Origin of the sequence: Actinophytocola oryzae, from assembly GCF_004364325.1 — a bacterium.
Lineage (GTDB): Bacteria > Actinomycetota > Actinomycetes > Mycobacteriales > Pseudonocardiaceae > Actinophytocola > Actinophytocola oryzae.
On the sequence record NZ_SOCP01000008.1, the window covers coordinates 216724 to 231056 of the forward strand.

General features: G+C 69.8%; 11 protein-coding genes. 1 reads left to right on the plus strand and 10 read right to left on the minus strand.

Annotation, left to right across the window (positions count from 1 at the left end; translation table 11 throughout):
- Positions 1–52 precede the first annotated feature (52 nt).
- Entirely contained in the window at positions 53–2647 is a 2595-nt protein-coding gene (locus CLV71_RS22640; protein ID WP_133904842.1) for a M14 family metallopeptidase, read from the minus strand.
- 290 nt (positions 2648–2937) lie between these two features.
- On the opposite strand from CLV71_RS22640, the gene CLV71_RS22645 reads away from it, so the two are divergent.
- Positions 2938–3600 (plus strand): GntR family transcriptional regulator, encoded by a 663-nt coding sequence (locus CLV71_RS22645; RefSeq protein WP_133904843.1) that lies wholly within the window; start codon positions 2938–2940, stop codon positions 3598–3600.
- Between the two features lie 5 nt (positions 3601–3605).
- Here the strand turns inward: CLV71_RS22645 and CLV71_RS22650 are convergent, their stop codons facing one another.
- From CLV71_RS22650 to CLV71_RS22690, 9 genes are all read right to left on the minus strand, one after another.
- On the minus strand, positions 3606–4010 hold the full coding sequence (locus tag CLV71_RS22650) for an NUDIX domain-containing protein (RefSeq protein WP_166664211.1): 405 nt from the start codon (positions 4008–4010) through the stop codon (positions 3606–3608).
- A gap of 26 nt (positions 4011–4036) precedes the next feature.
- The gene (locus CLV71_RS22655; protein WP_133904845.1) at positions 4037–6319 is read right to left on the minus strand and encodes an RICIN domain-containing protein; all 2283 of its coding nucleotides are present in this window, start codon (positions 6317–6319) and stop codon (positions 4037–4039) included.
- 12 nt (positions 6320–6331) lie between these two features.
- Positions 6332–7594 (minus strand): SAVED domain-containing protein, encoded by a 1263-nt coding sequence (locus tag CLV71_RS22660; protein ID WP_208297689.1) that lies wholly within the window; start codon positions 7592–7594, stop codon positions 6332–6334.
- Between the two features lie 208 nt (positions 7595–7802).
- Complete coding sequence (locus tag CLV71_RS22665; RefSeq protein ID WP_133904846.1) at positions 7803–8804, minus strand: HEAT repeat domain-containing protein; 1002 nt, start codon at positions 8802–8804, stop codon at positions 7803–7805.
- A complete protein-coding gene (locus CLV71_RS22670) occupies positions 8798–9451 on the minus strand; it encodes a HEAT repeat domain-containing protein (protein ID WP_208297709.1) in 654 nt (217 codons plus the stop codon). Before CLV71_RS22670 ends, CLV71_RS22665 begins: the two co-directional genes overlap by 7 nt.
- 93 nt (positions 9452–9544) lie before the next feature.
- Positions 9545–11215, minus strand: a complete 1671-nt coding sequence (locus tag CLV71_RS22675; protein WP_133904848.1) for a tannase/feruloyl esterase family alpha/beta hydrolase — start codon at positions 11213–11215, stop codon at positions 9545–9547.
- Positions 11216–11242: 27 nt separating this feature from the next.
- On the minus strand, positions 11243–12238 hold the full coding sequence (locus CLV71_RS22680) for an amidohydrolase family protein (protein WP_133904849.1): 996 nt from the start codon (positions 12236–12238) through the stop codon (positions 11243–11245).
- On the minus strand, positions 12235–13200 hold the full coding sequence (locus CLV71_RS22685; protein WP_133904850.1) for a VOC family protein: 966 nt from the start codon (positions 13198–13200) through the stop codon (positions 12235–12237). Before CLV71_RS22685 ends, CLV71_RS22680 begins: the two co-directional genes overlap by 4 nt.
- Entirely contained in the window at positions 13197–14279 is a 1083-nt protein-coding gene (locus CLV71_RS22690; protein ID WP_133904851.1) for a 4-oxalomesaconate tautomerase, read from the minus strand. Before CLV71_RS22690 ends, CLV71_RS22685 begins: the two co-directional genes overlap by 4 nt.
- Positions 14280–14333 lie beyond the last annotated feature (54 nt).

The following is a 14333-nucleotide window of genomic DNA, read 5'->3' on the forward strand; positions in this document are numbered from 1 at the left end:
TTCCTCCGTGAGGGGTGGTGCGGGGGCGGCGAGGCGCCCCCGCACCGGTCACTCAGTTGCCCAGGTTGGCGAACTGCTCGGGGGTCAGCTTCGTCGACGGGCCGTCGAACAGGGCGTTGAAGACCATCTTCTGCTCGCCGCGGTTCCAGGTGCGGAACCCGGCGGTGTTGCCGAAGGTGACCACAGAGCCCTTGCCGACCGTCCAGTCGACCGTGTTCACCGCGCCGTTCAGGTACTCGCCACCGATGAGCCAGCCACTCTGCAGCTGGTTACCGCTGTCCGGGTACTTGCCGACCACGTGGAACGGGTACTTCGTCTGGTCGGTGATGCGGAAGGCGCGGTCCTCGTCGAACCACACCGGGTTGTTCGGGTTCATGCCGTAACCCGTCGGGTCGTTGGCGTCGATCTCCTGGCTCAGCAGGGATCCCGGCCCGTAGAACACCGAGGAGCTGCTCGGCAGCACCGACTCCATCGGCAGCTCGAACAGCTGCTGCGCGGTGGTCGCCGCCGAGCCGTAGCTGACCAGCGTGCCACCGCCTGTGACGAAGCCACGCAGCTGGGCCCAGCCCTCCTCGCCGACACCGAACGCCCACGACCAGTCCTGAGCCGGGTAGCTCGCCGGGTTGAGGCCGTTCACGATCGAGTTCTTGCTGACACCGTCCGGCATCACGATGGCGTCGAACTTGCCCGCCAGGTTCTTGTAGTCGGTCGACTTCACGATCGAGTACTTGACCTTGTACTGGTCGAACATCCACATCAGCCAGCCGGACTGGATGTTGTTCGGCGGCTTCATGAGGCCGATCCGCATCCCCTCCTTGAGCTGTGAACCCTCGATCGCCGGCACGTCGGAGATCGCGTACACCGGGATACCGGTGGCCTTGGACTGGTTCTGCAGCACCGTCCGCGCCGGCCCGGTCGGCGGCACGATGAAAGTACCCGCCGGGAACGTGCGACCGCCGTCGGTGAACCGCGTCGCCGCGCGGAAGGTCGGCACACCCTGTGCCTCGAGCCGCGTCACGATCTGGTAGACGCCGTAGGACTCCGGGCCGACCACGTACGCGCCGCCCTCACCCGGCGCGGCGGGCATGGTGACCGCCTCCGGGGTGATCTTGTCGAGCAGCTTGGTCTGCACGGAGAACGAGTTCGGGATCAGGTCCGCCTGGAAGCCCAGCAGCATCGGCAACGTCTGTGCCGTCACGTCGTACGGCCGCTGTGGCGGGCCGCCCGGGTACTGGAGCAGCATCGGGTAGTGCTGCACCTCCAGCAGTGTCTTGGCGAAACCGGAGTACGGCTGTGCCATGTAGACGATGTAGCTGCCCTTCGGGTACTGCTTGCCGTTGGCGGTGAAGTCGGCCTGGGCCTGCCGGACCTCGACCGCGCCGGTGTGCAGGATGTCCAGGGTGTCCCTGACCGCCTGCGGGTCGCGCTGGTTCGGCGGGATCACGTAGGCGAAGACGCCTTCACGCTGCGTGGCCTTCGTCCCGATCTTGTAGAAGTTCTTCATGAAGTTGTAGCCGTCGTTCGCCAGCGCCTCGGCACCGGAGTAGAAGGCCTGCGACGTGTAGTCCACGATCTGGCGCAGCGTCCAGGTGTTGGAGTCGTACGGCTCGATGAAGTTGATGTCCGACTCCTGCTGGCCGAGCGGGCCGCTGCCGACCTGCGGGTAGGCCAGGTTGGACACGCTCGCGGCCTCGGTCAGGACACGGGCGGCGCCGTGGTAGACCTGGTACTGGCGCGAGGGCGTCCAGTAGTCGTACGTCGAGCCCCAGCCGACGCCCTTCATGTCGGCCGCCGTCATCCCGCGCTGCATGGCCATACCGATGGTGTTGGTCTGCTGCACGTTGATGGGGTCGATGTTGGGGTCGTACGGCGACAGGTACGGCGGGGTGAACATGCGTGGCGCGCCCGCGCCCGCCTGGTGCGCGTCCTGGAACACCTGCGGGTGGTACTTGTTCTGGATGGACACCATCAGCTTGGACTCTTGCTGGGTGAACATGAACCAGTCGCGGTTGTCGTCGTGCCCGGTGTACTTCTGGTACAGGTCCGGGTACGTCCGGTTGTAGTTGGTGCCCGCGGTGGCGACGAAGTAGTCGTTGATCAGCCGCAGCCCGTCCGGGTTCTGCGACGGGACCATCAGGATGACCGCGTTGTCCAGGATGTTGTTGATGGTCGCCGAGTTCTCCGTGGCCAGCCGGTGAGCGATCTCGATCATGGCCTGGGAGTTGCCGACCTCGTTGGCGTGGATGCCGGCCTGGACGTAGTAGAACGGCTTGCCCTCACGGGCGAGTGCCTCGGCGTCGGTGGGGTTGAGGCCGCGGGGGTCGGCCAGACGCTGGTTGATCTCGACGAGCCGGTCCAGGTTGTCGAGGTTCTTCTTGGACGAGATCGTCAGCATCACGTAGGGGTTGTCCTGCGTGGTCCTGCCGATCTCCTCGTAGTTGACCTTCGGGCTCTTGTCGGCGATCTGCTTGAAGTACGGGACCATCTTGTCCCAGGTGGCGAGCCGTCCGTCGGCGCCGATGTGGAAGCCGAAGTACTGATCGGGGGTGGGGATAGCGGGTGCCGCCGACGCCGTCGGCAGCACTGGCGCGACCAGAGCGACGGACGCGGCGAGGACCACGGCCGATCTCCGGAGGGATGCGCGCATTGATTCCACTCCTTGCGGGGAGGAGGTATCCAGTTGTGAGGGGCGGGCCCCAGGACGAGGGCGCGCGAGTACCACGGACGACAGGTGCTGTCGCCCCGTATCACGTGGCGGGCAGGGACTCGGAGGTTCTCCGGGCGCTCTACTTTTCGTACACCTGTGATCCTATGGATGCAACACTTGATTTTAGATTTAATATCGTGAGACGGGGTTGACATCCCGGAGTCGACCAGGCCGCGCGTTCCGGTAGTCCTTTCGGACGACTCGTGGCCGCTGACCAGCGGAGGACGGCGATGTCGCTACCGAGGAGCACCCTCAGCAACATGGCCTACGAGGAGCTGCGCAGGGCGATCCTCAGTGGGCGGTTGGCACCGGGCGCGCACGTGAGCGTCCGACCGCTGTGCGAGGAGTTCGGCCTGTCGGCCACCCCGGTGAAGGTCGCGCTGACCGCACTGGAGCGGGAGGGGTTCCTGGTGCTGCGCCCGCACCGGGGCTTCTTCGTGCCCGAGGTCGACCGGGACGACATGCGGGAGCTGTACGAGCTGCGCGAGGTCCTGGACGGCATCGCGGCCAGGCGCGCCGCGGCGCTGCCCGCCCGCGGCGTCCTGATCGCGCGGCTGCGTCAGCTGCTGGCGGCCCAGACCGCGTCGGTGGTCGAGGGCGACCTGCCCGGTTACGGTGAGCTGGACGTGTCGTTCCACCAGGAGATCCTCGAGGCGGCGGGAAACGGGCGGCTGCGCCACGTCGCAGAGAACATGATCGGCCAGCTCCAGCTGGGGCGCTCCACGTCCGCCCGCGTGCCCGGCCGCCCCGCGACGTCGCTCGTCGAGCACGCGGAGATCATCGCCGCCATCGAGAGCGGGCAGCAGCACCTGGCCGAACGCCTGGCCAGGAGGCACGTCCGCAAGTCGGCGGAGGCACTGGACCGCCACCTGAACCACGTCGGGGAGGAATGATTCCGTCAGGCGTGGGCCTCCGCCTTCCTGATGGCGTCCCGGTAGACGGGAGGAAGCGGGCTCGGCAGTTCCGCCGTGGGAAAGAACCGGGTTTCACGGTGCTCCACGCTGTGCGTGAGCGAGTACGGCCGCGTCGGCGTGGCGACCAGCACGACGATGACGACCGGGTTGTCACCGACCCGGAACAGGTCGGCGTGGATTACGTCACCAGCGGTGACCTCGATGCCGCACTCCTCGCGCACCTCACGCACGACCGTGTCGGCGAGGGTGCGATCCGCCCGGTCGGGCCAGCCGCCCGGTAGCTCCCAGTCGTCGCGGTGGGTGCGGCAGAGCAGCACGCTCCCGTCGTCGACCACCACGGCCTTGACCGAGGCGTGCACGAAGTACCAGCCGGTCTTCTCGTCGATCACCGTTGTTCCCCTCCGTCGTCCCGGGTTCAGGGCGACAACAGCTGCCATTTCTGGTTGTCGGTGCCGGTGCACTTCGCGACGGTCATGGCCGCTTCCTCGCCCTGGGCGGTGAGGCAGCCCTGTTCGTCGGTGATCCAGTACCAGCCGTCGCCCGCGTCGTGGAAGGTCCAGTGGTGGTCGACGCCGTCGACCTCGGTCAGGTTCGTCGCGTTGTCGGCGTTCGGTCTCACGACCATCGTCGGTGCGACCTCCTGCTCCTGGGAGACCGTGGTCTCGAAGTCCCACCGGTTGTCGCCGTCAGGGCCGAGGAACAGCCATTCCTGTGCGATCTCTCCCTCGACGCGCGTGGCTGTCTTGACCTTCTGCCCTTCGAACGGGAAGCGCTGGTCGAGGTCCACGACCAACTCTGCCATGCCGGAGCCGAGGACGGCCACCTTCCCCGACAGGTCCCGGGGTACCACCGCATCGCCCACGGGAAGGGAGATCTCGTCGAGCCGCCACTGCTGCCCGGTCGAACCGTCGCACTGCCTGACCGTGAGCGGCCGCAGCACACCGTCCGTCGTGAGGCAGCCGTCGTCGTTGGCCAGGTAGTACCAGCCCTCGCCCGCGTCGAAGAAGGACCACTGGATCAGCGACCCACCGCTGTCCGCCGCGTCGAAGTACACGTACGAGTCGGCGCCCGACGTCATCGCGTAGTCGCCGTCGAACTCCGCTGCCGTCACGAACACCCAGGTTCCCCGGTCGGACTGGCCGAGCGTCCAGCGTTGGGCGTTGTCGTACGGGCTTTGCTCGCTCGCCTGGATCCTCGTCGGCGAGCTGTCCGGGTTCGCGTCGGCCACCAGGCCGTCGATGGCCGATCGCAGCACCGCGGTGCCCTGGTCGGTGATCCCCGCCGGCGTGACCGGTCGCGCTTCTGGCGTGGTCTCCGTTGCCGGGGGGAGTTCCTCGGTCGACACCGTGTACTGGTCCGCGGCCTTCTCGGCACTGCCGGCCACCCTGGTCCCTCCCGCGACCGACAGGACCGTGGCCACCAGGCCGATGCAGAGTGCCAGCAGTGCCACCGCGATCGCACCCACGTGTCGCGGGTTCCTGTGCGGTGCCGGTTGCCCGAACTCCGGCGGCCAGGGTGGATGGCGGAGGTGACGAGCGCGGTCCGGCGCCCGAACCCACGGGTTCGACGGCTCCGGGTCGGCAGCGGGCTCCTCGTAGCTCCAGATCCCGTTGACGAGACAGTCGAGGCCGACCGTCAGACAGTCGAAACAGTTGTCCACGAAGAACGACTCGATGACCTCTCCGCCGGGGTCGCGAATCGGCGTTCCTTCCCGGAGCGCGGCCGCCGCCCAGGAGTACGCCTCGTTCATGAAGACTTCCAACGGCTTCAGGAGGTTGCCCCAGGCCTCGCCCTCCTCGTGCAACACCGCCACGGACCGTTTTCCCGAGTACCTGGCGAAGTTGTCCACGAGCACTTCGAGCGCGTACCTGGAGACGACGGGACGGTAGGTCGTGATCGCCTCGCCCGCCCTGCTCCTCTCGATCGCGTCGGTACCGAAGTCCCACGAGTTGTCCGCGACAGGCCCGTGGCCCTGGGCGACTCGCCAGTGCCTCGTCTTCCTGCCACCCTGGTACTCCGTCTTGCAGAGCTGCCTCATCGCCTTGTGGCCCAGGCTGTCGGTCGCCTCGCGGATGTGGAACTTGACGTCCTCCACTCTCTTCGCGATCCCGACCGTGAAGCCGCGCGGCCTGTCGAGACGGATCCAGCGAAGCTGGGCGTACGCCTCGGATCCCCGCTCGTACTCGAACGTGGCACTGCGAACCGCTGCCAGCGTCGGTTGTTCCGGGAACGGCACCACTGCCGCGGTGATGTCGACGTGCCGGTACGTGTACCTGGCCCGGTCCCGGTCGTCGCCCCGGAGGTTGAGGAACTCCTCGTCGACGTCGCACGGGAACTCCGGCGGTACCGGAACCGAGAACCTGACCGCCACTCGACCGTTCGCCACCGTCGCCATGACCGACCCGAAGCCGACGCCCACCCCGGGGTGCGTGACGTACTCGTCCCTTCCGGCGAATCTCCTGACGTCATCGACGATTCTCCTCCGCAGCGTGGCGAGATGCGTGAGGAGCAGTTCGTAGTGGTCCTCCCAGACGACCGCCTCCTTCGAGGCCACGACGAAGTCGTAGTCGGACTCCGGACCGGCGGCTCCGTACTTCCGCGATCCGACCAGCACCAGGTTGTAGGACTGTCCCAGGTGGTAGGCCACGTACTTCTGGACGTGGTCCGGTTCGGACGTCATCCGCACCGTCTTCGTCATGTCGCGTCTTCCTCAGGCGTCGAGGGTGAAGGCATGCTCGTAGACGACGGCACTCTGCACGTCCTCGTACACGAGCGTCGGGCGAAGCCGGTTCCACCGGTGCCCCAGCAGCAGGGCCAGCCCCGTCGGCCCCGCGAGGAAGAGGTGAATGCGTGGGCTGTGGCGAGCCGCTTTCCTGACGGCGTCACGACAACCCTGCGCGAAGGCGGCGGCCATGGCGGCGCTGTCGATGGCGTTGTCCCGGATGCCTGTCCCGGGAGACAGGGACACGAGCCGTTCAACGGGCAAACCCCCTACCTTGACGAAAGCGAGCACGTCGTCGGTCGGATCCACCGCCACCGCGATCGACACCGCCAGGTCCTCGCCAGACCCGACGTGGTGTGTGACCGCGACGGGTGCCGAGGGCGCGTCGAAACCCTGGCTGGACGACCACAGCGTGCCGCGCTGGCTGACCGCGACATCCATGCCGGTGACCATCCGGAGCGCGCCACCCACCGCGAACGACGTCGCCTGCCGGAGACTGCCGGTCACCAGCACCTCGAGACGATCGTGCGGCAGACTTTCCGGTATCGCCTCGATGTCGGCCTGCAACTGCGCCCAGGTCGCCGGGGCGAGCGGACGGCGCCTGAGGTAGGCCGACGCGCCGTCGACGCGGTCGACCCAGTCCAGCGCGTGGTCGGCCAGGTCCGCCATCGGGTCCGGCCTGAGCGTCGCCACCGACAGCACCGACCGACCCCGGCCGTCACGTGGTCCGAGTTCCGCCACCGCTGCCTTCGGTCGTCCACGCAGGCGTGGGATCCTGCGCGCCAGCTCGTCGGCGAGGCCGACGACGTCCTGCCGCAGCCGACGGGCACGAATCTCGAAGTACTGCAGGGTGGTCAGGGCCGCCAGCTCGGCGGGGAGCCGATCCGCCGACAGCCTCGCGCCGTCGAACAACACGGGAACCACGGGCATGTCGTGGTTCAGCGCCTCCACGATCTCCCTGCGGACCCAGTCCTCGGGATCGTCGATCCGCCGCTGCCCGACGACACCGTCGAGCCAGCGATCCCCGACGACGACGAGCAACACCGCACAGCCACGCACTCTGCTGACCAGCACCGGCGCGAAGTTCCGCCCCAACGGCAGGGACTCGTGGTCGAGGAACACCGCGGCCGAACCGAACCGCCCGCACAGCTCCGCGTGCAGGAGAGCCGCGAGACTCGCTCCGTCGCCACTGCGGTAGTTGACGAAGACCAGCGTCTCCGCGTCGTCGGCACGCCCGGCGTGCACGTCCATGTAGTCCAGCCCCCGACCATCGACCCCCTGTGGGACAACGTACCGCCATCATGGTCAACCGACGTGGATCACGAACGGACCAGAGATGGACGCCGCGCGAGGTTCAGGCCGACCAGGAGCCGGGGTCGGGTCCGGCGCCATCGTGGGTGTCCGACAGCGGTGCATGGTGGCACCGGCCGCCTCGTGCGCCCGTCCCGCAGGCAACGGTTCAGCCGTCGAGCACGCCCGCGAGGGCCGAGGCGATGAGGGCGACGGCCCGGTCGTCGTCGTGGGACAGCCGCCGCAGGACGTCCCGCGCGGCGGTGGCCGGCATCTCCGCCAGCGCCTGGGCCAGGCGTATCCGCACCGCCGGGTCCTCGGGGTGGGCGGCAAGCTCGTCGACCAGTGCGGCCATGACCCGGTCCGCGCAGGCGGGGTCCCGTGACAGCGCGCCGAGGACCTCGGCCGCCTCGACGTCGTTCGTGCCGTCGACCACCATGCCGACGAGCGTGGGCACGGCCGCGGTCACCCCACGCGTGCCCAGCGCCAGCGCGGCGTGCCTGCGCACGGTCGCGTCCGGGTCCCGGAGTGCCTCGGCGAGCACCGCGGTCGACTCGTCACCGGACATCGCGGCGATCGCGAGGACCGCGCGCCGCCGGACCTCCGCGTCGGCGGCACGCATGCCGGGCGCCACACTCGCCAGACCGTCGCCGCCCGCCCGGGCGAGTGCCCACCGCAGGGCACCCGCGACGTGCGGATCGGCCTCGGTGAGGACGGCGCCGGCCAGCAGCTCGGTGGGGACGGGCACGTCCTCGGCGGGGGACAGGACGGCCTGCTGCCGACGTGCGGCGCTCGGCGAGCCGAGCCCACGAAGCAGCTCGACGATGCGCAGGACGTCCTCCCAGCCCGCCGGCGCCGACGCGTCCACCGCGCGGAGCCGGTCGAGCAGCTCCTGTTCGCGCTCCAGCCGGTCCTCCGTCCGCCGGATGAGGTCGCCGACCAGCGCGGACGGCTCGAAGGCCGGGTCCTCCAGCGCGCGTGCGACCTGGCGGAGCGACAGCCCGAGGGACCGCAGGCACTCCACGTGGAAGATCCGGCGGACGTCCTCGGCGGCGTACTCGCGGTAGCCACCCACGGTGCGGCCGGTCGGCCGCACCAGCCCGAGGGTGTCGTAGTGCCGGAGCATCCGGGTACTCACCCCCGAGCGGCGGGCGACCTCGCCGATCAGCACGCTGGTCCGTCCGGCCCGAGCGTGAAGACCCGTTTCGCCTCGTCGACGGCGGGGTCGAACGCGGCGTCGGGGTCGTGCAGGAGCCGTTCGGTGGCGCGGGCGTGCGCACGCACCGCCGGGTCGGCGCTCGCCAACGCGCCCCGCAGGACCGGCTCGGCCACCTCACCGAGCGCGACGAGTGCCTGGCTGAGGCTCAGCCGCACGTGGCGGTCACCTCGGCCGAGCTGCGTGGTCAGCTCCTCGGCCAGCGCCTTCCTCTCCCCGGCAGGCGCGAGCACGACTGCGGCACGCCACGCTGTTCGCGCGACCTCGTCGTCGGGGTCACGCAGCAACGACGGCGTGACCGCGGGCCACGCGTCGCCGTCCCCGATCTTGGACAGGGTGTGCAACGCCTGGCTGCGGGCCTGTGCGTGCTCGGACCCCAGCTCCGCGAGGAGCCTCGGCACCGTGATCGCCTTCGGGAGACGGGTCAACGCCCAGGTGAGCATGTCGCGCACGAAGAAGTCCGGTTCGACCGCACACCGCGCCACGAGCACGTCCACGGCGTCCGGGTCCGGGTGCGTGCCCACCGCCAGGGCCGCCTGCAGCCGCGTCGACGTGGCGGCGGCGCCCAACGCGTCGAGCAGCCGCCTGACCTGCGGGTTCATCCGTGTCGAGTTGATGGGGATCACCTCCTGCACCCAGTGAAGACCTTGTCACAGTGTCAAGGTCAAGCACGGACGCCGCCATCCACAGTGGAGTCACAGGACCAGCTTGCCGTTCACGGCTCGGGGTGAGGTCTGGTAGCCGTGGGAGAACAGGCCCTGGCCCACCCAGCTGTCGTCGTCGCGGACGACGGTGTGGGGGGTGTGCGGGACGAAGTTGGCCGCGTCGTCGATGCTGCCGGTGCCGTCGTAGCGGGCGACCGTCGGGTACGGGTACGCCGGGCGGGTGCGGGTGGCGTTGCCCGCCACGATCCTGTTGGGCGCGGTGCCGGTCTCCACCCAGGCCATCACCGGGGTGAGCACGTCGAAGTCACCGGGACCCTCGCCACCGCCGCAGTGGGCCATGCCGGGGAACAGGTAGAGCTTCGCGAAGCGGTCGACGGTCCGGGCGCCCATCGTGCGGCGCATGGCGTCGTAGTACAGCAGCGTGTTCTGGGGCGAGATGTGCTGGTCGTTCCAGCCGTGCCACAGCAGCAGCTTGCCGCCGCCCCGCTGGAACGCGGTCAGGTCCGGGTCCAGTGCGGCCATGTACGTGGAGGAGGGCAGCACCGTCCGCCAGAACGACTCGGCGGTCAGCTCCAGGTCGCTCAGCTGGTAGTCGGGCCTGGGGTGGTTCGGGTCGGCGAGGTAACGCAGGTACGACAACGCGAAGTTCTCACTGCCGACGACCTGACCCTGTGCGGTCGGCACGAACAGCGTCCACTCGCGTTCCGAGCCCCACTCGTGGGCGATGGCCGGTTCGAGCCTGCGGCCCCTCGCGTCGGTCGCGCCGTCGTGCAGCTTGCGGACCACCGTCGCCTCGGCGGGGGACAGGCACGTCGACGGGTCCTGTCCGGTCGCGCACCGCAGGGTGTTCGGGTCGAAGTGGCAGCGCCGCGGGTCGTCGATCAGGCCGTCGGCCAGGCCGTCGACGGCGTCGCAGGCGCCCAGCACGGCGTTGTGGACGAGCGGCAGCTTGTCGGCCAGCAGGATGTAGTCGCCCGCCGCGTCCCTGTTGGCCAGCACGTTCCACGCGTGGTGGAAGGTGTTCTGTACCGCCATGTTGTTGGCAGGCGCCCCCGCCGCGATGCCGTCGAAGTCACCCGGGTAGCGCTGGGCCTCCATGAGGGCCTCGCGGCCGCCGTCCGAGCAGCCGTCGAAGTAGGAGTAGGCGGGCGGGCGGTGGTAGAAGGCCCTGATGAGTGCCTTCGCGACCCTGGCGGTCTCGTGCACGGCCCGGTAGGAGAAGTCGATCTGTGCCTGCGGGTTGTTCGCCGCCCACGACCCGTCGAAGCCGCCCTGGTGGCCCATGTCGGTGGTGGCGCTCGCGACCGTGCCCTCGGCGACCGGCACGCAGTCCGCCGCCTGCGGGAAGTTGATGTTGGCGTTGCCGCAGAGACCGCCGCAGCCGGTCTGCACGTAACGCTGTGTCCAGCCGTTCACCGGCAGCCGCACCACGATCGTGTTCGCCGGGGCGATCGTGCCTCGGACCTCGCAGTAGGGCGCGTCCGTGGTCACGACGGTCGCCGACTGGATGGTCACGCCGTCGCCGAGGTCCAGCCCGGTTACGTCGGCGCACGCCATCACCGGCGTGACGGCGGGGAGGTTCGCCAGGCCGTCGCCGGTGGCGGGGTGGCGTCCGGGTGTCGCACCGGCCGGGGTGCTGACCGCGGTGAGTAACAGCACGAGGGTCGTCACGAGGGTGGTGCGCAGGGGTCGGAACGGCACTGTTTCGTCTCCTCGGTGGGCGTTGGGTCAGGCCAGGCGGGGGTAGACGCGGCGGGCGTTGGCTTCGTAGACCTTGTGCCGGTCGGCGGGGTCGAGCGTCAGGGCCTCGACGTAGCGGCGCGTGTCGTCGAAGTGGTGTCCAGTCTCGGGGTCCACACCGCGGACGGCGCCGATCATCTCCGACCCGAACAGGATGTTGTCGACGTCGATCACGTCGAACAGCAGGTTGATCCCGGGCTGGTGGTAGACGCAGGTGTCGAAGAAGACGTTGCCCAGCAACGACTCCCGCAGCGTTGGCCTGCCGAGCATGTCGGTGAGGCCCCGGAAACGGCCCCAGTGGTAGGGGACCGCGCCGCCGCCGTGCGGGATGACCAGCCGCAGTCCGGGGAAGTCCGTGAACAGGTCGGCCTGCAGCAGCTGCATGAAGGCGGTGGTGTCGGCGTTGAGGTAGTGCGAGCCGGTGGCGTGGAAGTTCGGGTTCGTGACCGCCGAGACGTGCACCATCGCGGGGACGTCCAGCTCGGACATGGCCTCGTAGAGCGGATACCAGTGGCGGTCGGTCAGCGGCGGGGACATCCAGTGGCCGCCGCTGGGGTCGGGGTTGAGGTTGCAGCCGACGAAGCCCAGCTCCTCGACGCAGCGGCGCAGCTCGCCGACGGCACCCGCGACCGGCACACCGGGGGACTGCGGCAGCTGGCAGACACCGGCGAAGTGGTCGGGGAACAGTGACACGACGCGGGCGATCAGGTCGTTGCAGGCACGCGTCCACGCGGCACTGGTCGCCTCGTCGCCGAAGTGGTGGCCCATGGCCGACGCGCGGGGCGAGAACAGGGTGAGGTCGATGCCGCGTTCACGCATGAGCCGCAGCTGACCGTCCTCTATGGACGAACGCAGCTCGTCGTCCGAGAGCGCGGGATACGGTGGCGGCCGCTGTCCGGCCCGGAACGCCTCCTGCTGGGCCTCGCGCCAGGCGGCGTGGCCGGCGGGTGCGGTCGTGTAGTGGCCGTGGCAGTCGATGATCACGTCGGTTCCTGGTCGACGACCGGGGTGCCGTGGGTGTGGAACGTCTCGATCGTCTTCAGCCCCCACGCCTGGCCCTTGGCGCGTTCCTCGCGGGTCCAGCTGATCGTCCGCCAGTCCGGTGCGAGGATCAGCCTGGCTCCCGCGTTGCAGATCTCGATCCGGTTGCCGCCCGGCTCCCACACGTAGAGGAAGAACGTCTGCTGGATCGCGTGTTTGTGCGGCCCCGTCTCGATGTGCACGCCGGCGTCGAGGCACACGTCGGCGGCACGCAGGATCTCCTCGCGTGTGTCGGTGGCGAACGCCAGGTGGTGGAGGCGGCCCCTGCTGCCGGTCCAGTCCTCCGTGTACACGAGGTCGTAGGTCTTGTTGCCGAGTGAGTACCAGATCGCCTGCGGGCTGCCGTCGTCCTTGACGATCCGCTCGGTGCACCGCGCCCCCAGCACGTCGCCGAGGAACGCCGCGGTCGCGGGGACGTCGGCGGTGAGGTAGTTGACGTGGTCGAGGCGGCGCAGGTTCGCGCCGCGGCCGGGGTAGCGGGCGGCCTGGTTCTTCAGCGCGGGGCGGTCCGTGTCGTCGGCCCGGTACCACTCGACGTCCCAGTACACGCCCAGCTCGTGGCCGTCGGGATCGGTGAACAGGCGGACCTCGCCGAGACCTCGCACGTCGGTGACGACCTGCGCGTCGACGGCGGCGGTGAGCCGGTCGACGGCCTGCGGGCTGGCCGCACGCAGGTAGGTGCGGCCGACGCCCGCCCTGTCGCGCCGGATGAGCCGTACCGTCCAGGACTGGTAGTCGTCCCAGGTGTGCAGGTAGACGGAGTCGTCGGTGCGGTGCACTTCGCGCAGCCCCATGACGTCGACGAAGAAGTCGCGCGAGGCGTCCAGCACGGGTGTGAACAGCTCGACCGGCCCGACGTGGGCGATGTCGCGCCGTGCGTCCGGGTCGTGCGAGAGCGGGGTCATCCGGTTGCCTTTCCACTGCGCGGCCACACGAGGCCGTCGGACAACTTGCGGGCGGTGCGCACGACGGTGCTGCGGCGCACGCGGGTCGCAGGCCCCTCGGGATCGAGGTCGACGGCGACGTCGAACGTGCCCGCCGGGTGTTCGACGCGGACGAGCCGGTCGACGGGTGCGGCAGGGTGCGCGACCGTACCCGGCACCCGCACGCCGACGGCGACGGACACGGCGCCGAGGACGCCGATCGCCGCGTGCACGCGGTGCGGGATGAACGTGCGGGTGGTGACGGTGCCGCCGTGCCGTGGCGCCGACACGATGCTGAGCTTCGGGATCGTCTCGTCGCGCACGTCGCCGAGCCCCATCGCCTGACCGGCCGCCAGTCGCACGGACTCCATGGTGGCACGCAGCGCCCCGTTGTTCTCGAGGTCGCCCGGTGCCTCGTCGCCCTCGATGCCGACGTCGGCGGCCCGCACCAGCACCACCGGCATGCCCGCGTCGACGCAGGTCGCCTCGATACCGGCCAGCACGTCGACGAGCCGGCCGGTGGGGAAGACCGGGTGCTCGCCGCCGGGGAACGCGAGGTCCACCGGCGCCGCGGGGAACGGGGTGCCCGCCATGACGGTGTCGCCGTCGTACCGCACGCGCCCGCCCGTCGTCCGCACCCGTGCCTCGACGAAGCTGACCGCGGGGTTCACGAGCCGGATGCGCACCGTCGTGGTGTCGCCCGTGACGGCGACCATGCCGCGCTCGATCGCGAACGGGCCCACGCCCGCCAACAGGTTGCCGCAGGTCTGGGCGTCGGTGACCACGGCACGGTCGGGCACGACCTGGAGGAACAGGTAGTCGACGTCGGCGCGGTCGTCGGCGGACTCGGCGACCACCGCGACCTTGCTCGTGAGCGGGTGGCCGCCGCCGATGCCGTCGATCTGCCGCTCGTCGGGGGAGCCCATGACGCGCAGCAGCAGGTCGTCGCGCTCGTCCGGGTCGGCGGGCAGGTCCTCGCGCAGGAAGTACGCGCCCTTCGAGCTGCCGCCGCGCAGCTGCATGCACCGGATGCCGTCGGTCTCCCGGCCGTGCGCTGTCATCGCTCTCCTCCTGCGCGACCCCGTCGCGGATCCGCGTACCAGATCTACGCGTTC

Bases quoted from the DNA above. Each gene is read 5' to 3' on its own strand.
- CLV71_RS22640 (WP_133904842.1), bottom strand. From the start codon at position 2,647: ATGCGCGCATCCCTCCGGAGATCGGCCGTGGTCCTCGCCGCGTCCGTC.
- CLV71_RS22645 (WP_133904843.1), top strand. From the start codon at position 2,938: ATGTCGCTACCGAGGAGCACCCTCAGCAACATGGCCTACGAGGAGCTG.
- CLV71_RS22655 (WP_133904845.1), bottom strand. From the start codon at position 6,319: ATGACGAAGACGGTGCGGATGACGTCCGAACCGGACCACGTCCAGAAG.
- CLV71_RS22660 (WP_208297689.1), bottom strand. From the start codon at position 7,594: ATGGACGTGCACGCCGGGCGTGCCGACGACGCGGAGACGCTGGTCTTC.
- CLV71_RS22670 (WP_208297709.1), bottom strand. From the start codon at position 9,451: ATGAACCCGCAGGTCAGGCGGCTGCTCGACGCGTTGGGCGCCGCCGCC.
- CLV71_RS22685 (WP_133904850.1), bottom strand. From the start codon at position 13,200: ATGACCCCGCTCTCGCACGACCCGGACGCACGGCGCGACATCGCCCAC.
- CLV71_RS22690 (WP_133904851.1), bottom strand. From the start codon at position 14,279: ATGACAGCGCACGGCCGGGAGACCGACGGCATCCGGTGCATGCAGCTG.